Here is an 18,962-nt window from a genome sequence, read left to right on the forward strand (position 1 = left end):
GAAAGGTAAGCATTGTTCGTCGTCGGGCAAGTGCTTACCTTTTATTTATGGGTTTTTCTTTCAGGGGCAATCTTGTACAATAAATGGCAAAGCAAAATTTCGGATATACATAAGATGGGAGAGGTTTATTTTGAAGCGGGGGTTTATGCTCAGTAAGCCGTTTGTTCCGTTGATGTTGGTGATGACCGGGTGGCTTGTGCATCCGTTTGGAAAATCGGGGGATGTTTTCTTTTTCCTCGCTTCATGGTGTGCTCTTTTGGGAGGGATCTTTTATTGGCAACACCAAAATGAAATCCGGGAAGCCGGCCGGATCAAGAAAATGTTGTCCGATTTGCGGCATGAATGGATGAATCATATTCAGGTTTTGATGGGATATTTGATGATGAAAAAAGAAGAGGCCATGAAAGATTACTTCAACCGGCTGGTGAAACAAGCCCAAAACGAGCGCATCATCTCGAATCTGTCTTATGCTCCGCTGGCGGTTGCTTTGCTTGACATTCGCCATCGTCTGAAAGAGTGGGAGCTGTCTTTGGATGTTTCGGATCAGTTCCGGTTTGAATCGGTGGAAGAAGAAAAGAAATTTTTAAAAATTTGGCAGCAGTTGATGACGATGATCGAAAACAGGCATCAACAAACGGATGCGTATACCGGGGTCTCTTTTTCTTTGGAAAAAGAGGAAAACCAGGTGCGGGTCGGGGTCCGGTCAAACGAGGCTTCCCTTTGTTCCGGAAAATGGTTGCCGTTATTGGAAGAACGTCTGAAAACGGTGGAACCATCGATCGCGATCCAAAACCTGGAGAATGCATTCGTGTTGACATATCAACTGAAGCCGAATGGACTGGGAAGGTGACGAAGCAATGTTTGTGGATAAGGTCAAGGTTTATGTAAAAGGCGGGGATGGTGGAAACGGCATGGTGGCATTCCGCCGGGAAAAGTATGTACCCAAAGGCGGGCCGGCAGGCGGAGACGGAGGCCGTGGCGGAGATGTCGTTTTTATCGTGGATGAAGGCTTGCGGACGTTGATGGACTTTCGGTACCAAAAGCATTTTAAGGCCAAACGGGGAGAAAACGGGCGTTCCAAATCACAACACGGTGCCAATGCAGAAGATTTGGTGGTGAAAGTTCCTCCGGGAACGGTGGTTCGTGATGCCGATACCGGTGAATTGATTGCGGATCTGACGGAAAGCGGCCAGAAAGCAGTCGTTGCCCGTGGAGGCCGTGGCGGCCGCGGAAACATCCGGTTTGCCACCCCCGTCAATCCGGCGCCGCAAATTGCAGAAAACGGGGAACCGGGTGAAGAACGTTGGATTGAGCTTGAATTGAAATTATTGGCGGATGTCGGCCTTGTCGGGTATCCGAGCGTTGGAAAATCAACTTTGTTATCTGTTGTTTCTGCAGCCAAACCCAAAGTGGCCGCCTACCACTTCACGACGTTGGTTCCCAACCTGGGAGTGGTTCATGTCGAAAGCGGACGCAGCTTTGTGATGGCGGACCTTCCCGGATTGATTGAAGGCGCCCATCAGGGAGTCGGCTTGGGGCATCAATTTTTGCGCCATGTTGAACGGACCCGGGTGATCGTCCATGTCATTGACATGGCAGGCTCCGAAGGACGGGATCCTTATCAGGATTATTTGCAGATCAATGAAGAGTTGAAGCAATATCGCCAGGAATTGGAGAAGCGCCCGCAAATTGTGGCGGCTAACAAAATGGATTTGCCGGATGCCGAAGAAAACCTTGCATTGTTTAAAGAGCAAGTGGGAGAAGAAGTGCCGGTTTATCCGATTTCCGCAGCGACCGGCGAAGGAGTCAAAGAGTTGATTTATGCGGTTGTTCAGCTGTTGGAGAAAGTGGAAAAAGAGATGCCGGCTTACGGGAAATCGATGGAACTGCCTGCACAGAGGAAGGTCTACCGGAACAAAGAAGAGGATGAACCGGCATTTACCATTCGCAAAGAAAATGAAGTTTACGTGGTGGAAGGGGAGCGGATCCAAGCGTTGGTTCAGCGGACGAACTTTTCCTATCATGACAGCATCATGCGCTTTGCAAAAATCATCCGGAATATGGGAGTGGAAGAAGCGCTCCGCAAACGCGGGGCAAAAGATGGAGATACGGTACGGATCGGGGACATGGAATTTGAATTGAATGATGCCGTGGATTATTAAAAAAGCAACCGGTGATCCGGTTGCTTTTTTATTGGCGGATGATCCCGGTGGCATGGGAAGGACGGGCGTTTTCGTCCGAGGTCTGATCCAGTTTGAACATGAATTTACCTTCATCATGCGCAATCTTTTGTATTTTCTTTGTGCCCGGCGGGACCTCTCCCTCGGCGATGGTCGGACATTCCAAATGGTCACAGTAGGTAAATACATAGAAATAGATCGGAGAAGGGCCGTCATTTTGTATTTCCATGGTCATGGTTCCTTTTTCAAGGTGAAACCAATCGGTCCAGGATGAGGGCTGGGACTGGTTCGGGGTTAATGTCAAAGAATGTTCAACCGGAAATGAAAAGCCTACTGAAAAACAAACGAGTAAGAGGATGGAGAAAATTTTTGTTTTCCAGAGTTGTTGCATTTCATCACCACCTTGCTCTATTTAGTATAAGCAGGATTGGATGGAATATGAAAGGGAAACCGGACAGTTTCCCGAAAATTTAGTGAAGGTTATGTTCCTTTTTGATGAAATTAAGTAAATTTTTACATCCTTCGCTGACTAAATCATAGGTTTCTTGAAAATTGCCGGTGTACCACGGATCGGGCACTTCGGTGTAAGAAGTCCCGGGAATAAAGTCGACAAACCGGTAAATTTTGTGATCCGGGTCCGGAGCCAAACGCTTCAAATCGCGCACGTTATGGTTATCCATGCCGATGATATAGGTGAAAGCGGAAAAGTCGTCCCGCTTTACTTGACGAGCTGAGATGCCTTCAAAGGAGATCCCGGCTTCGGTTAATTTTTTTTGCGTTCCACGGTGAGGGGGTTCTCCGGTATGCCAGTCCCCGGTGCCGGCTGAGTCTGTTTGGATTTCCTGATCCAGCCCTTCTTCTTTGACCAGATGGCGGAACACGGCCTCGGCCATGGGGGAACGGCAAATGTTGCCCAGGCAGACAAACAGTACTGAAATCATTGACAAATCGCTCCTTTTGATTGCAAATGATCGCAGATTTTATCATAACACGAAAAAATATATGAAAAAAGCTTGCTTGAAAACGTTCTCAAAGATTAAAATGTCCGTATATAGAAAACATTTGTTTTTTAATGGAGGACAGTTGGGTATGTCAGAAGATATATTCGCATTGGTTCGTGTGGATATGCTTCCTGAAGCCATCCAGAAAACATTGGAAGTGAAAAAATTGCTTGAAACCAAAGAAGTGACCAAGGTGCAGGAAGCAGTGGAAAAAGTGGGATTGAGCCGCAGTTCGTTCTACAAATATAAAAACGGTGTTTTTCCGTTTAACGCGATGGTGAAAGAAAAGATTGTCACCATTGCCTTGACGCTGGAACACCGGGCAGGGGTTTTGTCCCAAGTGCTCCAATATATGGCCGGTATGAACACCAGTGTCCTGACCATCAACCAGACCATTCCCTTGCAAGGGGAAGCCACGGTGTCGATGTCCGTGGATACCACGCAGATGGAAGCCGATATCCAAACCGTTTTGCACGGGCTTTCCCGTTTGGATGGTGTGCGGCGGGCCGCCGTTGTCGGATCCGGCGAGTAAAAAGTGAGTGAGGAGAGGAGCAAAGATGAGAACAGGAATTTTGGAAAAGTACAGAGAGGATCTGCCGATCAACCCGGAGACGCCAAAGTTGACTTTGTACGAAGGAGAGACCCCGCTTTATTATGCTGAAACATTATCCAAGGAATGGGGAGTCCGGTTGTATTTGAAATTTGAAGGCGCAAACCCGACCGGTTCCTTCAAAGACCGTGGCATGGTTTTGGCCATTGCCAAAGCAAAAGAAGAGGGAAGCAGGGCTGTGATTTGTGCATCGACGGGAAACACGGCCGCATCGGCAGCAGCCTATGCCGCCAAAATGGGCATTCAATGTTTTGTAGTGGTGCCGGACGGGCATGTGGCCATGGGCAAGCTATCGCAGGCGGTCATGTACGGGGCCACGGTTTTGTCCGTGAAAGGAAATTTTGACCAAGCGCTGAAAGTGGTGCGTGACATCACGGAAACCCACCCCGTCACCTTGGTTAATTCGGTCAATCCGTACCGGATCGAAGGACAAAAAACCGCGGCATTTGAAATTGCGGAACAGTTGGGGAAAGCCCCGGATGTGTTGGCGATTCCGGTCGGAAATGCCGGCAATATCACGGCGTATTGGAAAGGATTCAAAGAGTATCACCAAAAAGGAATCATCCAAAACCTCCCGCAAATGTGGGGATTTGAAGCAGAAGGGGCAGCCGCCATTGTCCGAGGGGAACCGGTTGCCGAGCCGGAAACGGTGGCGACCGCAATCCGGATCGGAAATCCGGCCAGCTGGAAACAGGCGGTTCAAGCTGCGGATGAATCCAAAGGGTTGATTTCGGCCGTTACAGACCGTGAAATGTTGTTTGCCTATCAAGAGATCGCCAAAAAAGAAGGAGTGTTTTGTGAACCGGCATCTGCCGCTTCCGTGGCCGGCGTGATGAAAATGCTCCGTTCGGGAAAAGGGAAACAAAAAACAGTGGTGTGCGTGTTGACGGGAAACGGCCTCAAGGATCCGCACACCGCCTTGGACACGGTTCAAGTAAAGCCGCGAGTCATCGCTTGTGAAAAGGAAGCGATTTTGGATTGTCTGTTTGAAAAAAACAAAAATCAGGGAGTTTTCCGTCATGAGTTTCTCTCCGTTTAGGGTGAAAGTTCCGGGCAGCTCGGCCAATCTGGGTCCGGGATTTGATTCGATCGGGATGGCTCTGAATTGTTATCTGACGCTTTATTTTGAACCGTCACCCTGTTGGGAGATCACAGTCGGGGGAAAGCATGCCGGTCAAGTTTCCCGGGATGAGGATAACCTGATTGTCCGTGTCATCCGGGATGTCTCCCGGGAACAGGGCGTCTTTCTTCCGACTTTTAAGTTGCATATTGAAAATGACATTCCGGTGGCCAGAGGTTTGGGAAGCAGTGCAGCGGCGATTGTGGCCGGCCTCATGGCGGCCGATCATCTGCTAGGCATGAACTGGAGCCGCAAAGAATTGTTGAGAAGGGCCACGCTGTTGGAAGGGCATCCGGATAATGTCGGGGCTTCCCTTTTCGGAGGGGTGGTGATTGCCTCCTGGGATGGCCGGCGGGTGGAGGCGGTGGCATGCGAACCACCGGATATGCCCGTGATGACGATCATTCCGGAACAATCCCTGTTGACCCAAACGGCCCGCCGGGCGCTGCCGGATCAATATCCCCGGGATGATGCGGTGTTGGCAAGCAGCCGGGCCAATTTGCTGGTGGCGGCTCTGTTTTTGAAGCAGTGGGACTTGCTGAAAACGGCCATGCAGGATGCTTTTCATCAGCCCTACCGTGAAACGTTGATTCCCGGTTTGAAAGAAAGTTTAGACCAAGCAACTTCCCACGGTGCTTATGGGATTGCTTTAAGCGGGGCGGGACCGACCATGGTGGCTTTCGTGAATGACTGGATGGAGCTGGAACGGTTTTTCCGCCGGTTGTTTTATGATCTGAATGTGCCAGTCCGGATGGAAAAGATGTTTCCGGCTGGTCAAGGGGCGGCAGTGGAGTTGACAGCCAAAGAAAAACATAGTAAATTCATTTGAAAAATATAAGGAGTTTGTGCATGGATAAACGTGTTGCCTATCTTGGACCTGTCGGAACGTTTAGTTATATGGCTGCAAAAGCTTTGTTCGCGCATGAAAAAGACATTCAATTCATGCCTTATGCTTCGATTCCCGATTGCCTGAAGGCCGCTCAAGAAAAAGAAGCCCGGTGGGCTGTCGTTCCGATTGAAAATACCATTGAAGGATCGGTGAATTCCACACTGGATTGGCTGATTCACCATGTGGATCTGCCGGTTTGCGCTGAATTGGTTTATCCGATCACCCAGTGTATCATGGGGCATCCGTCTGTCATCAACCGGGATCCGCATGAGATCAAGCGCATCTATTCCCATCCGCAGGGAATCGCCCAATGCGAGTTGACCCTCAGAAAACGGTATCCTTGTGCCGGGTACAAGATGATGGAAAGCACGGCGCAAGCGGCGGAAATGGTTGCGGGGCATCCCGGGGAACCGTGGCTTGCCGTCGGTCCGGAAGCTGCCGCCCGAGAGTACGGGTTGCAAATCATACAGGAACATGCAGAAGATCATCCGAACAATTTTACCCGCTTTTTTGTTGTCAGCCGTGAAGAATCCTCTTCGTTCCCGGATTCCGACACCCGCAAAACCAGCTTGCAGGTCATCTTGCCTTCCGACTATCCGGGGGCGCTGTATCAAGTGTTGGCGGCTTTTTCCTGGCGCAAAGTGAATTTGACGCATATTGAGTCCAGGCCGACCAAAACGGGGCTGGGAAATTACTTCTTCTGGATCGATGCCGAGTTGCCGGTTGAACATGTCTTGATGCAGGGAGCCATCAAAGAGATTGAAGCGTTGGGATGCCAAGTTCGTGTTCTGGGGTCGTTCCCTTGTTTTTTCAAGGGAGTCGGAAAAACATTAGCGATCCACAAGAGAAGTTGAGAAATTGTTTGACATCTGTAAACCGGCAGGGTATAATGATTAAAAATTTATCGATAATGAATTTTCAGTTTAATCAGAAGGGTGCCTAGGGTTCCGTTCTTCGGTTGAAGAAGTCTGGACCGAGCGGCACCAACACCAACCGGTGTACACCGTGGGGATAAAAGCCTCCAGCGGCAGGTTCTGATTCTCAAGGATTGGAATTTGCCTCTGAGGGGCTTTTTATCATAACATCCATTCCATAAGGAGTGTTTATTTTGACGGGGACTGAACGATGGATTTTCATGAATGGGGAATACAAACGAAAAGAAGAAGCATTCATTTCCGTTTTTGATCACGGTTTTTTGTATGGTGATGGTGTTTTTGAGGGGATCCGCGCTTATGACGGAAAAGTTTTTAAGTTGAAAGAACATATTGACCGTTTATATGATTCAGCCAAATCCATTTTGTTGACGATTCCATATTCGAAGGAAGAAATGAGCCGCTTGGTTTGTGACACCGTGCGCCGGAACCAGCTCCGGGATGCTTATATCCGTTTGGTGGTGTCACGGGGAGTGGGGGATTTGGGGCTGGATCCGAATAAATGCTCCCAATCGAGCGTCATCATTATCGCCGATCAGGTCCGGTTATTTCCCAATGAATATTATGAACAGGGAATTTCCATCATCACTGTTCCCACGAGGCGAAACATTCCCGATGCCCTGGATCCCAAGATCAAATCGCTCAATTACCTCAATAACATTCTGGTGAAAATCGAGGCCAATTTGGCCGGGGTTTCCGAAGCTTTGATGTTGAATTCTGAAGGGTATGTCGCGGAAGGATCCGGAGACAACATTTTCATCGTCAAAAACAACGTTTTATATACACCGCCCAGTTATATCGGGGCGCTTGAAGGGATCACCCGTGCCACCATTATGGATTTGGCCCGGCAAAAAGGGTATGAGGTCAAAGAACAGCCGTTTACAAGACATGATGTGTATGTGGCGGATGAAGTGTTCCTGACCGGAACGGCTGCCGAAGTCATCGGGGTTGTGGAAGTGGACGGACGAACCATTGGGGAAGGGGTTCCCGGAAAGGTGACGAAAGAACTAAAAGAAGCGTTTGCGCAATATGCCCGCCAGGAAGGGGTTCCCGTCTACGAAAACAAAAAATTCGGAGTCGTGGGATAATATCCCCTGCTCAATCAATGCCGGACATAAGCAAAGCCATGCTCTTTTGAGCATGGCTTTGCTTTTTCAAGACAAAATGTCTTTTTGCACAAAGGTGATCCATGAGATGAACAAAGCGGCCAAAGCCCAGATGCTTAAAATGAACAGGGAAAAGGGGAAACTCATGTCTTCCATCATCATCGGTTTTCCGGCCAAATAATCCGTCAGGCTTAAATGCGTGAATGCGAAGTATTTGAGGATATTCCACGACGGAGCCATTTGCATCAGCAGGTTGCCGGAGATGATGCCGGCCAACAAAATGCCGATGCCGGCCGCTGTACTTCTTACCAAAACGGAGACCATAAAAGATAGGGTGCCAACCACGATGCTGGAAAACCAAACGAGCCCGAAAGCCATAAAAATGTATTTCCATTGCGGAATGAGACGGACATGTTCGGTCAGCAGCTGATCCCCCTGGATTTGAAAACCGGTTAAAACCGGCAGGGACCATCCCCGGTAGCCAAAGGCGATGCCGGAGATGACGTATCCGATGACCGCCGTCAGCAATAACAAAAGCGAAATCCCCAGTAACAGAGCAATATATTTGCTGAGTAAAATTTTCCACCGCGGAACCGGCCGGGTTAAAAGCAGTTTGATGGTTCCCCGCACATATTCCCCGGAAACGATGTCAGAAGCCAATACGACCACCAATAACGGCAGGAACAGGGAAGAGGACTGTTCGATGAATTTTCTGAGGAATGTGGGGGCACCCGGAGCTGCCGGATTGATGTTGTGTTCCAAATAATATTGTTGCTGTTCAATATTGATTTTGGCCCATGTTTTCCACTCTTCCGGAATTCTGCTGGATGCCAGGCGGTTTTGCTGATCCACGATTTGTTGTTGTAATAACAAGCGCCAGTCGTCGGTTCCCGATTGTTTGATCTGTTCCGCTGTATTTCGGTATTGCGCGTAAGTGAAAAGAGGGATTAAAATAAGCAAAATCAGCAAAATCACCAAAATCCGTTTGTTTTTTATCATTTTCACGACTTCATTGTAAATCAAACGGTTCAAGAGGCATCCCCCTTTGTCAGGTTCATGTAAAGATCCTCCAATGTTTGTTTTCGGGGCGTGATTTCCCACACTTGAATCTGGTGGTTTAATAAATATTGGTTGGTTTCGCTGATTTTCCCGGCAGGCATCTCCACCGACAAACGGGGACCGGGTTTTTTCTCGATGTTTGTAACATAGGGAAGTTGTTTCAAACAATGCATCCCTAGGTCACAAGGGGTCACTTTCCACTCCACCCGTTCAAGGTCGCCGGCGGGGGGATGGACCGGACCGGTGTAAATGAATTGTCCGTTTTGGATAATGGCCACCCGGTCACAGAGGGCTTGGATTTCATGCAAAATGTGGCTGGAAAGAAATACGCCGATTCCTTCTTCATGGGCGAGCCGCCGGATGAAAGACCGCAAGTCGTGAATGCCGGACGGGTCGAGCCCGTTGGTCGGCTCATCCAGAATTAACAGCTTTGGCCGGTTTAACAAAGCCTGGGCAATCCCCAGCCGTTGTTTCATTCCCAGCGAGTAGGTTTTGACCGGATCGTGAATCCGTCCGGAAAGCCGCACTTGTTCGATCACTTCATCAATCCGTTTTTTTGGAAGGCCGGCCATGCGCGCGAAAAATTCCAGATTCTCATACCCGGTTAAAGATGGGTACAATTCGGGATTTTCCACGATACACCCGACATGGGAAATGGCTTTGGTAAACGATTTTTTCAGGTCGTGGCCGGCAATGTGGATGCTTCCTTCACTCGGGCGGACGAGTCCGACCAGCATACGGATGGTTGTGGTTTTTCCGGCGCCGTTCGGGCCTAAAAAACCGAATATTTCTCCCGCACGGACTTCAAAGGAAAGATTTTGGACAATGTGCCGGCCGCGGATGATTTTGCCCAATCCTTGGATCGACAGCACCGTCTCATGAGTCAGCTTGTTCTGCATGGGATTTTCCCACCTCCGGGGATTCAAGGGTCATCACTTGCCACAACCGATCGGCAATTTGTCTGTATCCTTGTTGGTTTGGATGGAAATGATCGCTGTAAAGATACGTTTCAGGATGTTTCCAGAACAAATCATACACCGGAATGACAGTGACTTGCGGAAAAGATTGGGCGGTGGCCGTCAGGGTATCATTCCAATCTGCCACGATTTTGGATGTCAGTTCATTCCCTTTTAAATCGGCAAACGGATTGTAGAGGCTGAGAAGATAAACGGAACCGTCCGGATTCAACTGCTGAATGTCTGACAAGATGGACACGAGATTTTTCCGGAAACGGTTTTCCCTTTTCGAAATGGCTTGGGGGTCGGTTTTTTCCAAGTCTTCGCTTCCGTGGAACAAATCATTGCCGCCGATGGTGATCACCAGCGCATCCGCTTCTTTGACAAATTCCCGGATGTGTGCTCTTTTTAATTGATCCCGCAAATGTTGGGAAGTTTGTCCCCGGACGCTTAAATTGATGGATTGGGAACGGGGAAAATGGTGTTGCCACTTTTTTTGGATGATCCCGAAGTAACCTTGTCCGCTGTGGTCGCCGACTCCGCGGGTCAAGGAATCGCCGAGGCCTAGCAAAAGCTTTTTGCCCGGTTCCAGAGAAAGGGAGGCCGTTTCCGGCAGGGGTTGTTTTTTTTCAGGCGGTTTTACCATCTCGCGGATGGCCCATCCAAAACCGGCCAGCATGAGACACAGGGACCCCCAGGTGAGGATATAGATGGACTTCAACCAAATGGACATGGACGGGCTCCTCCTTATTGGTGATTGCAAAAGACTTTTTATGAAACGCCTTATTTCTTTAAGCAAGAAAGTGTTTGTTCATGCATAGGATGATATTGATTCAGCCTTTATGAAGGGGGTTGTCCAATGAAAATCCATATTGCCCGTGAAGGGGAGACATTGTGGGATATTGCTCAAAAGTATAATATACCGCTGGAACGGTTACAAGAATGGAATTCGGATTTGGCGGATACGGAGAAATTGCAAAGAGGTGAGAAAATCCGGATTCCCACCGGCAAAATTCCCCTGGCCGTTTCCAGACAGGACACCCGGGAAACCGCCGGACCGTCGGAAGTGAAGGAATTACCCAAGGGGGAGCAGAAAGAACCGCATATCCAAGAGGAAGAAGATCCGCCTTTCCAAAAGGAGTCCGCCGAAAGTAGCGGTGTTGTGACAGAAGAATTACCCAAGCCGCCGTCTGTCGGTGAATTTTCGGAGTGGTCGCCGACGGTGTTGGACGATTCTTCCTCGTTTGTGACGGATTCGTCGTATTATGATGCTGAACCGAATCTTTCCTATTTGGATGCGCCGGCCCCTTATCCTGCTTATTGGCAAGGTTTTGCCCCGATGCTCCCGGTTCCGGTGTTTCAAGAGCCCTTTATGATAAGCAGCGCATGGCCTTTGCAACCTTTTTATCCGCCGCCTGTCCCGATGAACCATCCCGATGCCTATGGCAACCATATCGCCATGGAATACCGGGAATGGAAAGAAAGTTCTTCAAGTGTTGGATAAAGAATGAGGGAGAGCCGATGATTCAACCCCATCCACTTCATATACAAAAGTTATTACATACACCAGTGCGGCGCATCAGTCCTTACCGTAATAATTGGTGTATTGAGACCGATTTTATGTGGTGGATTGCAAAGCCTTTTGACGGCTTGAAAGCCAGTTGGCTGATACAAGTGGATCGTGAACTGAGAGAGCGCGGCTTTCAGTCGATGCTTCCGATGATAACCGATGGTGAAAGTTGGATTCTTACCCCGTTTATTCAGGGAAAAACATGCAATTATAACAATGTCAGTGAAGTCATCCGGATGATTCATACTTTGGCGTTTTTCCATCAGGCGGGCCGATATCTGAAAACGCCGCCGCCGTCAGGGGCGGCGTTTCTTTTGACTCACCGGTTGCAAAGGCGGTTGCAAAAATTTTATCAAATCCTCACACGAATGGATCAAATCGAAGACAAACGGTTGCGGGATCTTTTGTGCGAAGCCGGAACGGATTTTTATTTGGACGGCATCAAAGCTTGGGAGCGGCTGGAGCAAATCCCCTTTCAGGAATGGGTGGAACATGAGCGGATGCAACACATGCTGGCCCACCGCGATTTGGCGAGTCATAATTGGATGATGGACCAAGCGGGAAGATTGTGGCTGATCGACTTTGAAACGGCGGATTATGATGCGCAAGTGGGGGATCTCTGGCAAATGACGATGCGAATCCTGGCTGCAAACCAATTTCCGGATCAAGGATTGGCGACGGTTCTTCAGGCTTACCAGTCTGTTCGCCCTTTAAAGGCCATGGAAAAAGAGATTCTGGCCTGTTTATTTTTGTTTCCAAATGAATTTTTTCGGGAAATGATCGGGTTGGTGGAAAGAAAAAGAGGATATGAAATCAAGGCTTCTTATCCATACCTCAAACAAATCGCAGTCAATAGAAAGAAATGGAAAAAACAAATTGCCGAATTCTTGTATTGGTAGTCCGATCGCGCTTATGTTATGATGTAGAGTGATTTTATCGAAGCCTTGTTCTTGCTTGAGGAGGCAAAAGAATGAGAGTAGGACTTGCACAAATCAGACCACGCTTGGGGCGAGTGGATTTAAATCTGGAATTGCATGAGGAAATGATCCATCGGGCCCGGGAGGAACAGGTGGATCTTCTTATTTTTCCGGAACTCAGTCTGACAGGATACCAGTTGTTGGATCTGACATACGAAATGGCCAGAGATCCTTTTAGTCCTGAAATACAAGGGCTGATCCAATCCGCCGGTGATATGGATCTGGTGTTTGGTTTCGTGGAGCACAGCCCTGAACATATTTTGTATAACTCTGCAATTTATGCGACGGCCGGAAATTTGCATTATTTGTATCGAAAAGTGTATTTGCCTACATACGGAATGTTTGATGAAGCTCGTTATTTTGGAAAAGGCGAATGGATTCGCAGCTTCCCGACCCGGTTTGGACAATTCGGCTTGTTGATTTGTGAAGATGTTTGGCACAGCTCTGCCCCTTATCTGCTGGCTCAGGACGGGGCGCAGGTAATGATTGTGTTGTCCAATGCCCCGGTGCGGGATGTCAGCAGCCCGGTACCGGGTTCCCAAAAATCATGGGATTTGATGCTGAGAAACAACGCTGTTTGCCACGGAAGTTACATGATTTATTGCAATCGCGTGGGAACCGAGGACGGAGTCACTTTCTTCGGCGGTTCTCAAGTGGTGGATCCGTTTGGGGAAGTGGAAGCGCAAGCGGAACTGTTTACAGAGGATCTCATGATTGTTGACTTGGATCTGGACAAGATCCGGAAAGCCCGTTTTCAACTTCCCGTGTTGCGGGATGAAAATTTGGACTTGACCATTCGTGAATTAAATCGCATCAGGCAAAAGCGGACTGGAGGGGGAAGCTGATCATGCAAATGATTGATGAGATGTTGGAAAAAGCGCCTTTTTTGCGCTTGGATGAAGAAGTGGCGACCCGTCTCTTGACAACCGCTTTGCGTGAAGAAGTGAACAAGGCTGGATTCGATAAAGTCATTGTCGGCTTGTCGGGGGGAATCGACTCTGCTTTGTCCTTGTATTTGTGTGTCAAAGCTTTCGGCGCGGAAAACGTGATCGCCGTGCGGATGCCGTATAAGACAAGCAGTCCGGCGAGTTTGGAAGATGCGCAACTGGCTATTGACGATACCGGTGTGGAAAGCTTGACCATTGATATCACCCCGCAGATTGATGCGTATTTTGAACGCGTTCCGGATGCGACGCCTTTGCGGCGCGGCAATAAGATGGCCCGGGAACGCATGTCCATTTTATATGACTTATCCGCTCAATACGAAGCACTGGTGATCGGCACAAGCAACCGGACGGAATTGTTGTTGGGTTACGGCACCCAATACGGAGATTCGGCCTCGGCCGTCAACCCGCTCGGGGACTTGTACAAAACCCAAGTCCGCCAGCTGGCGGCTTACCTGGGCGTGCCGGAGCCGATCATCGTCAAGCCGCCGAGTGCTGATTTATGGGAAGACCAAACCGACGAAGACGAACTCGGGTTTAACTATTTGGACGTTGACCGGCTCTTGTATTACATGATTGACCGGCAATATACCCTGGAGCAATTGCAAGCCCTCCAGTTTGATGATGCATTTATTCGTCAGGTGAGTAAACGGATCATCCGCAATCAGTATAAACGGACGATGCCGGTGATTATCAAATTGAGCGAACGGACGGTCGGCATCGATTTCCGTTATTTACGGGATTGGGGATCGTAATTTGCAAGGGGAGTGATGGAGGATGGCAGGGCATTCCAAATGGAAAAATATTCAACATCGCAAAGGGCGTCAAGATGCGCTGAAAGGGAAAATTTTTGCCAAACTGGCACGTGAGATTTATGTGGCGGCCCGAAGCGGGGATAAAGATCCCGAGAACAATCACCAATTGCGGATTGCAATCGCCAAAGCCAAAGCCAAAAACATGCCCAATGAAAACATCGAACGTGCGATTAAAAAAGCCGCAGGCGGCGGAACAGGCGAAAATTATGAAGCGATTACTTATGAAGGTTATGGTCCGGGCGGAACGGCCATCATGGTGGAAGCTTTGACGGACAACCGGAACCGGACCGCTGCCGATTTACGCCACATCTTTTCCAAAAACGGCGGAAACCTGGGTGAGTCCGGGTGTGTTTCGTGGATGTTTGAACGGAAAGGATTGCTGGTGATTGACCGGGATCAAACCGATCTGGATGAAGAAGAACTGATGCTGACCGTTTTGGAATGCGGTGCCGAGGATATCGAATCCACCGGGAAAAGCTATGAGGTGACCACTGCACCGGAAGAGTTTGAAACGGTCAAAGAAGCGTTGGAGAAAGAAGGGTTTTCTTTTTCCACGGCGGAAGTCACCTTTGTCCCGTCCAACAAAACAGAAATCCACGGAGACATCATCAAAAACGTGATTTCGCTCATTGATGCGTTGGAAGATCATGATGATGTGCAAAATGTTTATGCCAATTTTGAAGTGAACGATGAGGAATTGGCTGAATACATCCAGGATTGAAGCCGTGTATATGCACACGGCCGTTTAGGAGGAGACCATCTGCCAATCGATGGTCTCTTTTTTGTGCGGGAGGGCGGCCGCGCACGTTTTTGCCGGAGGCTAGGAAGTAGACGGTTTCCCGCCTATGGAGGTGTGAGGCCGTTGGTTTGGGGGCTGATAAAACGTTGGTCGTTGGAGAAAATAAAAAGAAACAAAGTTCATGTCTTGTCATCATTCCATAAAATATACTGTAAGCCATTTTTGGAACAGGGGTTTTCTGGATGGGAAGGATCTATTGGAACTTTGTGCTAGACAAGGCGATTCAAGAAGCTTTGGAGATACAAAGTGGTCAAGGAACCTGGGAAGAGTGGGAAAGCAGATGGCCGAAAGAGGTGAGAGAACAGGCCAAAAGGGAATTAAAAATTTTTGACATGTTGGGATGGAAGAAACGCTGACCGCTTCGGGAAGCGTTTTTTTATTGGGCTTTTTGCCGGAGGGAATCGGCGGTGGAAATCCTTGGCCAATTTGTACGGAGACTTGTGATATAATTAGTCATGGTTTAAGAATAAATGTTCGCTTTGTTCTGGGGAGGAACCACTGAGATGCGTATTATGGGCATAGATCCGGGGATCGCCATCGTGGGATACGGCATCCTTGACAAACAGGGGAGCACCCGGCTGGTAGATGTCGATTACGGCAGTATCCAAACGCCGGCCGGGATGCCGGTTCCCGCGCGTTTGAAGGAAATTTATGATGCTTGTACATTGCTTTTTTCCAAATACCGGCCCGACGTCGTGGCCATTGAAAAATTGTATTTCAACCGGAATGTGACGACGGCATTTACCGTCGGACAAGCAAGGGGCGTGATGATGCTGGCTGCGGAAGAGGCCGGGATCCCGATCACGGAGTATACCCCTTTGCAAGTGAAAATGGCTGTGGTGGGTTACGGAAAAGCAGACAAGAAGCAAGTGCAGGAAATGGTTAAATTGTTGCTTCATTTGCCGTCCGTGCCAAAACCGGACGATGTGGCGGATGCGCTAGCGATTGCCATTTGTGAAGCGCATTCTTCCGGAACGGTGCAAAAATACAAAAAGTGGGGATTGAAGCGATGATCGATTTTGTGAAAGGGATAGTTCATTATCTGGAAGAGGATTATTTGGCGGTGGAAACAGGCGGAATCGGTTACCAGGTTTATGTGACGAAACCGTATGCCTATGAGCAGGAGGCGGAAGTGTTTTTGTACACCCATTTTGTGGTGCGGGAAGATGCCCAACTGTTATACGGATTTGACACCAAACAAGAACGGGATTTGTTCCGCCTGCTGTTGGAAGTCTCCGGCATCGGCCCGAAAGCGGCGATGGGCATGCTTTCCGGAATGAAGCCGGATCAGTTGGTGCGGGCGATCCAAATGGAGGATGTCAAACAATTGACCCGGTTGCCGGGAGTGGGGAAAAAAACGGCTCAACGCCTGGTGTTGGATTTAAAAGACAAGTTGAAAAAGATTCATCTTCCGGATCTTGCGGTTGCATCCCCGATGCCCCGGTCCGTGCCGGCTGCAAAAGAAAGGGATGTGATTGAAGCATTAAAGGTCCTTGGCTATAATGAAGAAGAAGCAAAATGGGCTGTACAGGAAGTGTTGAAAGGATCGGAAGAAGAGTTGGACACCGAAACATGGATTAAACAGGCATTGAAGATCATGATGAACAGGTAGGAGGGTCGGACATGGAAGAGAGGATCATCTCTGCCAAGGCGAACCATGACGATGAGATGGTCGAATACAGTCTGCGCCCTCGGTATTTTCACGAATATATAGGGCAAAAGCAGGTAAAAGAGAATCTGAAAGTATACATAGAAGCGGCCAAGATGCGCGGCGAGTCATTGGATCATGTGCTGCTGTACGGTCCGCCGGGACTCGGGAAAACCACGCTTTCCCAAATCATTGCCAATGAAATGGGCGTAAACATCCGGGTCACCTCCGGCCCGGCCATTGAACGTCCGGGGGACTTGGCGGCGATTTTAACCAATCTGGAACCCAATGACTTGTTGTTTATCGATGAGATTCATCGTCTGAATCGCTCGGTGGAAGAAGTTTTATATCCGGCGATGGAGGATTTTGCTTTGGACATTATGATCGGAAAAGGCCCCAGCGCCCGTTCGGTAAGGCTGGATCTTCCCCCGTTCACCTTGGTCGGGGCCACCACCCGGGCCGGTTCCCTGTCTTCGCCGTTGCGGGACCGGTTTGGGGTGATGAGCCGTCTGGAATTTTATTCGGTGGAAGAGTTGGCCTTAATTGTGGAGCGGGCGGCCGATTTGTTAAATGTCCGGGTGGTTGGAAACGGAGCCAGAGAGATTGCTTCCCGGGCGCGGGGAACGCCGCGGATAGCCAACCGGCTGTTAAAAAGGGTCCGGGATTTTGTCCAGGTTGAAGGTGACGGATTGATTACGGAAGAAGCCGCCCGGGATGCATTGGATCGCATTCAAGTGGACAAAATGGGGTTAGACCATGTGGACCACCGGCTCTTAATGACCATCATCGAAAAGTTCCGGGGCGGTCCCGTCGGCTTGGACACGCTGGCGGCCACGATCGGGGAAGAAGCGCACACGATTGAAGACGTATATGAACCGTATTTGATGCAAATCGGTTATTTGGAGCGCACCCCGAGGGGCCGGATGGTTACCAAACGATGTTACGAGCATTTTAACATGGAGTGGCCGAAATGAATCCTTTTGCAAAGACGTTGATTGTCATGGGCTTGGTTCTTGTGGTGATCGGGCTTCTCTGGCAAGTGGGAGGGAAGTATTTGCAGTTGGGCAAACTTCCCGGTGACATTGTGATCGAAAAAGGAAATACGCGGTTTTATTTCCCGATTGTCACTTGCATTGTAATCAGCATTGTCTTATCGTTATTAAGCTATTTGTTTCGCCTGTTTCGATAGGAACGGGCTTTTTTCTTTGAGCTTGGATGGAAGAAGGAAGGGAACGACGAAATGGATGTATCCTTGTACGATTATCATTTGCCGAAAGAATTGATCGCACAAACTCCGGCCGAAAGGAGGGATGCCTCCCGGCTAATGGTGGTGGACCGGAAAACATCACAAATCCGCCACGCGAAGTTTACAAATATCCTCGATTATCTCAATCCCGGGGATGTGCTTGTCTTAAATGACAGCCGTGTCCGCCCGGCCCGGTTAATCGGTGTGAAAGAAGAAACCGGTGCGAAGATTGAGCTGCTCTTGTTAAATCCGCTCGGAAATGACCGGTGGGAAGCATTGGTCCGCCCGGCAAAAAGGGTCAAACAGGGAACCGTGATACAATTCGGGGAAGGCCGGTTGAAAGCTGTCGCCCAAGAGCAGACGGAAGTGGCGGGCGGAAGGGTGTTTGCGTTGCAGTACGAAGAGGAGGATCTCGAAAAGTTGTTTGAACAACTGGGGCAAATGCCTCTTCCCCCGTATATCCATGAACAGCTGGACGACCCGGAACGGTACCAGACCGTTTTTTCCAGAGTGGTCGGATCGGCAGCGGCCCCGACGGCAGGACTCCATTTCACGGAGGAGTTATTGGCCCAAATCCGTGAAAAAGGAGTCAAAGTGGTTTTCATCACGTTGCATGTGGGGCTTGGAACTTTTCGTCCTGTGACGGCCAAGCGGATTGAGGACCATCAGATGCATGCGGAATACTATGAGATAAGCGGGGAGACCGCAAGAGAAATCAATGCCGCCAAACAGAGGGGAAATAAAGTGGTTGCTGTGGGAACCACCTGTGTGCGCACTTTGGAGACCGTGTACCGGAAATTAAACGGGGAAATCAAAAAAGATCAGGGCTGGACGGATATCTTCATTTATCCCGGGTTTCAGTTCGGTGTGGTGGACGGTCTTTTGACGAATTTCCATCTCCCGCAGTCCACCTTGCTGATGCTGGTGAGCGCTTTTGCCTCCCGTGAATTGATTTTGTCGGCTTATGAAGAAGCAGTGAACCAACGATACCGGTTTTTCAGTTTCGGGGACGCGATGCTGATTCTTTAAAAAGAGTTTACGAAAAGCTTGTTCTTGTTCATGGTGTTCTCTATAATGTTTAGAAGGAGTATGACATTTTTGTCAGAATGG

Annotated in this window: 23 protein-coding genes; 18 read left to right on the plus strand and 5 right to left on the minus strand. The window is 49.2% G+C overall.

The genetic code is table 11. The annotated features are described in order from the left end of the window. The first annotated feature begins 130 nt into the window (after positions 1–130). Together ATH33_RS02300 and obgE are read left to right on the plus strand one after the other, a co-directional pair. Positions 131–850 carry a Spo0B domain-containing protein gene (locus ATH33_RS02300; RefSeq protein WP_049719906.1) on the plus strand — a complete coding sequence of 240 codons (720 nt, stop codon included), beginning with the start codon at positions 131–133 and terminating at the stop codon, positions 848–850. Positions 851–857: 7 nt separating this feature from the next. Continuing rightward, complete coding sequence (obgE, locus tag ATH33_RS02305; RefSeq protein ID WP_037993764.1) at positions 858–2,162, plus strand: GTPase ObgE; 1,305 nt, start codon at positions 858–860, stop codon at positions 2,160–2,162. Between the two features lie 28 nt (positions 2,163–2,190). On the opposite strand, the gene ATH33_RS13420 is transcribed toward obgE, so the two are convergent. Then, positions 2,191–2,409, minus strand: a complete 219-nt coding sequence (locus ATH33_RS13420) for a hypothetical protein (RefSeq protein WP_131470942.1) — start codon at positions 2,407–2,409, stop codon at positions 2,191–2,193. A gap of 241 nt (positions 2,410–2,650) precedes the next feature. Next, positions 2,651–3,121: a low molecular weight protein-tyrosine-phosphatase gene (locus ATH33_RS02315; RefSeq protein ID WP_037993998.1), complete on the minus strand. Its 471-nt coding sequence runs from the start codon at positions 3,119–3,121 to the stop codon at positions 2,651–2,653. A 148-nt stretch (positions 3,122–3,269) separates the two neighbouring features. Here ATH33_RS02315 and ATH33_RS02320 point away from each other — a divergent pair, with 148 nt between their 5' ends. From ATH33_RS02320 to ilvE, 5 genes are all read left to right on the plus strand, one after another. Next, positions 3,270–3,713 (plus strand): ACT domain-containing protein, encoded by a 444-nt coding sequence (locus ATH33_RS02320; RefSeq protein ID WP_037993997.1) that lies wholly within the window; start codon positions 3,270–3,272, stop codon positions 3,711–3,713. Between the two features lie 25 nt (positions 3,714–3,738). Then, complete coding sequence (gene thrC, locus ATH33_RS02325; protein WP_037993994.1) at positions 3,739–4,830, plus strand: threonine synthase; 1,092 nt, start codon at positions 3,739–3,741, stop codon at positions 4,828–4,830. Further along, entirely contained in the window at positions 4,811–5,740 is a 930-nt protein-coding gene (gene thrB / locus ATH33_RS02330) for a homoserine kinase (RefSeq protein WP_037993992.1), read from the plus strand. The genes thrC and thrB overlap by 20 nt, the downstream gene beginning before the upstream one ends. A 20-nt stretch (positions 5,741–5,760) precedes the next feature. Beyond that, positions 5,761–6,654, plus strand: a complete 894-nt coding sequence (gene pheA / locus ATH33_RS02335) for a prephenate dehydratase (RefSeq protein ID WP_121874010.1) — start codon at positions 5,761–5,763, stop codon at positions 6,652–6,654. Positions 6,655–6,908: 254 nt separating this feature from the next. Next, positions 6,909–7,820 carry a branched-chain-amino-acid transaminase gene (gene ilvE / locus ATH33_RS02340; protein ID WP_255347156.1) on the plus strand — a complete coding sequence of 304 codons (912 nt, stop codon included), beginning with the start codon at positions 6,909–6,911 and terminating at the stop codon, positions 7,818–7,820. A gap of 66 nt (positions 7,821–7,886) precedes the next feature. Here ilvE and ATH33_RS02345 read toward each other — a convergent pair whose 3' ends face one another. Genes ATH33_RS02345 through ATH33_RS02355 form a run of 3 tightly spaced genes read right to left on the minus strand, consistent with a single transcriptional unit; the run spans position 7,887 to position 10,586 of the window. After that, a complete protein-coding gene (locus ATH33_RS02345) occupies positions 7,887–8,870 on the minus strand; it encodes an ABC transporter permease (RefSeq protein WP_037993988.1) in 984 nt (327 codons plus the stop codon). Further along, positions 8,867–9,796: an ABC transporter ATP-binding protein gene (locus tag ATH33_RS02350; RefSeq protein ID WP_121874011.1), complete on the minus strand. Its 930-nt coding sequence runs from the start codon at positions 9,794–9,796 to the stop codon at positions 8,867–8,869. The genes ATH33_RS02345 and ATH33_RS02350 overlap by 4 nt, the downstream gene beginning before the upstream one ends. Continuing rightward, on the minus strand, positions 9,774–10,586 hold the full coding sequence (locus ATH33_RS02355) for a GDSL-type esterase/lipase family protein (protein WP_121874012.1): 813 nt from the start codon (positions 10,584–10,586) through the stop codon (positions 9,774–9,776). Before ATH33_RS02355 ends, ATH33_RS02350 begins: the two co-directional genes overlap by 23 nt. A gap of 126 nt (positions 10,587–10,712) precedes the next feature. On the opposite strand from ATH33_RS02355, the gene ATH33_RS02360 reads away from it, so the two are divergent. The 11 genes from ATH33_RS02360 (at position 10,713) to queA (ending at position 18,881) form a co-directional block, all read left to right on the plus strand. Further along, complete coding sequence (locus tag ATH33_RS02360) at positions 10,713–11,357, plus strand: LysM peptidoglycan-binding domain-containing protein (protein ID WP_121874013.1); 645 nt, start codon at positions 10,713–10,715, stop codon at positions 11,355–11,357. 116 nt (positions 11,358–11,473) lie between these two features. After that, on the plus strand, positions 11,474–12,322 hold the full coding sequence (locus tag ATH33_RS02365) for a phosphotransferase (RefSeq protein ID WP_170151220.1): 849 nt from the start codon (positions 11,474–11,476) through the stop codon (positions 12,320–12,322). A 71-nt stretch (positions 12,323–12,393) separates the two neighbouring features. Continuing rightward, positions 12,394–13,245: a nitrilase-related carbon-nitrogen hydrolase gene (locus tag ATH33_RS02370; RefSeq protein ID WP_037993979.1), complete on the plus strand. Its 852-nt coding sequence runs from the start codon at positions 12,394–12,396 to the stop codon at positions 13,243–13,245. Between the two features lie 2 nt (positions 13,246–13,247). After that, complete coding sequence (locus tag ATH33_RS02375) at positions 13,248–14,099, plus strand: NAD+ synthase (RefSeq protein ID WP_231564571.1); 852 nt, start codon at positions 13,248–13,250, stop codon at positions 14,097–14,099. Positions 14,100–14,121: 22 nt separating this feature from the next. Next, entirely contained in the window at positions 14,122–14,880 is a 759-nt protein-coding gene (locus ATH33_RS02380; protein WP_121874015.1) for a YebC/PmpR family DNA-binding transcriptional regulator, read from the plus strand. A gap of 260 nt (positions 14,881–15,140) precedes the next feature. Next, positions 15,141–15,314: a hypothetical protein gene (locus tag ATH33_RS13490; RefSeq protein WP_156097712.1), complete on the plus strand. Its 174-nt coding sequence runs from the start codon at positions 15,141–15,143 to the stop codon at positions 15,312–15,314. Positions 15,315–15,461: 147 nt separating this feature from the next. Further along, on the plus strand, positions 15,462–15,971 hold the full coding sequence (gene ruvC / locus ATH33_RS02385; RefSeq protein WP_037993975.1) for a crossover junction endodeoxyribonuclease RuvC: 510 nt from the start codon (positions 15,462–15,464) through the stop codon (positions 15,969–15,971). After that, positions 15,968–16,570 (plus strand): Holliday junction branch migration protein RuvA, encoded by a 603-nt coding sequence (gene ruvA, locus ATH33_RS02390; RefSeq protein ID WP_037993974.1) that lies wholly within the window; start codon positions 15,968–15,970, stop codon positions 16,568–16,570. Before ruvC ends, ruvA begins: the two co-directional genes overlap by 4 nt. 11 nt (positions 16,571–16,581) lie before the next feature. Beyond that, the gene (ruvB, locus tag ATH33_RS02395) at positions 16,582–17,580 is read left to right on the plus strand and encodes a Holliday junction branch migration DNA helicase RuvB (protein ID WP_037993972.1); all 999 of its coding nucleotides are present in this window, start codon (positions 16,582–16,584) and stop codon (positions 17,578–17,580) included. After that, positions 17,577–17,795: a DUF2905 domain-containing protein gene (locus ATH33_RS02400; protein WP_037993971.1), complete on the plus strand. Its 219-nt coding sequence runs from the start codon at positions 17,577–17,579 to the stop codon at positions 17,793–17,795. The genes ruvB and ATH33_RS02400 overlap by 4 nt, the downstream gene beginning before the upstream one ends. Positions 17,796–17,846: 51 nt before the next feature. Then, a complete protein-coding gene (gene queA, locus ATH33_RS02405; RefSeq protein ID WP_121874016.1) occupies positions 17,847–18,881 on the plus strand; it encodes a tRNA preQ1(34) S-adenosylmethionine ribosyltransferase-isomerase QueA in 1,035 nt (344 codons plus the stop codon). Positions 18,882–18,962: the final 81 nt, after the last annotated feature.

The organism is Thermoactinomyces vulgaris (assembly GCF_003688725.1).
Lineage (GTDB): Bacteria > Bacillota > Bacilli > Thermoactinomycetales > Thermoactinomycetaceae > Thermoactinomyces > Thermoactinomyces vulgaris.

Coding starts and splice junctions, on each gene's coding strand:
- queA (WP_121874016.1), top strand. CDS start 17,847: ATGGATGTATCCTTGTACGATTATCATTTGCCGAAAGAATTGATCGCA.
- ruvB (WP_037993972.1), top strand. CDS start 16,582: ATGGAAGAGAGGATCATCTCTGCCAAGGCGAACCATGACGATGAGATG.
- ruvA (WP_037993974.1), top strand. CDS start 15,968: ATGATCGATTTTGTGAAAGGGATAGTTCATTATCTGGAAGAGGATTAT.
- ATH33_RS02380 (WP_121874015.1), top strand. CDS start 14,122: ATGGCAGGGCATTCCAAATGGAAAAATATTCAACATCGCAAAGGGCGT.
- ATH33_RS13420 (WP_131470942.1), bottom strand. CDS start 2,409: ATGGAAATACAAAATGACGGCCCTTCTCCGATCTATTTCTATGTATTT.
- obgE (WP_037993764.1), top strand. CDS start 858: ATGTTTGTGGATAAGGTCAAGGTTTATGTAAAAGGCGGGGATGGTGGA.
- ATH33_RS02365 (WP_170151220.1), top strand. CDS start 11,474: ATGTGGTGGATTGCAAAGCCTTTTGACGGCTTGAAAGCCAGTTGGCTG.
- ATH33_RS02355 (WP_121874012.1), bottom strand. CDS start 10,586: ATGTCCATTTGGTTGAAGTCCATCTATATCCTCACCTGGGGGTCCCTG.
- ATH33_RS02370 (WP_037993979.1), top strand. CDS start 12,394: ATGAGAGTAGGACTTGCACAAATCAGACCACGCTTGGGGCGAGTGGAT.
- thrB (WP_037993992.1), top strand. CDS start 4,811: ATGAGTTTCTCTCCGTTTAGGGTGAAAGTTCCGGGCAGCTCGGCCAAT.
- ATH33_RS02350 (WP_121874011.1), bottom strand. CDS start 9,796: ATGCAGAACAAGCTGACTCATGAGACGGTGCTGTCGATCCAAGGATTG.
- pheA (WP_121874010.1), top strand. CDS start 5,761: ATGGATAAACGTGTTGCCTATCTTGGACCTGTCGGAACGTTTAGTTAT.
- ATH33_RS02360 (WP_121874013.1), top strand. CDS start 10,713: ATGAAAATCCATATTGCCCGTGAAGGGGAGACATTGTGGGATATTGCT.
- ATH33_RS02315 (WP_037993998.1), bottom strand. CDS start 3,121: ATGATTTCAGTACTGTTTGTCTGCCTGGGCAACATTTGCCGTTCCCCC.
- ATH33_RS02400 (WP_037993971.1), top strand. CDS start 17,577: ATGAATCCTTTTGCAAAGACGTTGATTGTCATGGGCTTGGTTCTTGTG.
- ATH33_RS02375 (WP_231564571.1), top strand. CDS start 13,248: ATGCAAATGATTGATGAGATGTTGGAAAAAGCGCCTTTTTTGCGCTTG.
- thrC (WP_037993994.1), top strand. CDS start 3,739: ATGAGAACAGGAATTTTGGAAAAGTACAGAGAGGATCTGCCGATCAAC.
- ATH33_RS02320 (WP_037993997.1), top strand. CDS start 3,270: ATGTCAGAAGATATATTCGCATTGGTTCGTGTGGATATGCTTCCTGAA.
- ruvC (WP_037993975.1), top strand. CDS start 15,462: ATGCGTATTATGGGCATAGATCCGGGGATCGCCATCGTGGGATACGGC.
- ATH33_RS13490 (WP_156097712.1), top strand. CDS start 15,141: ATGGGAAGGATCTATTGGAACTTTGTGCTAGACAAGGCGATTCAAGAA.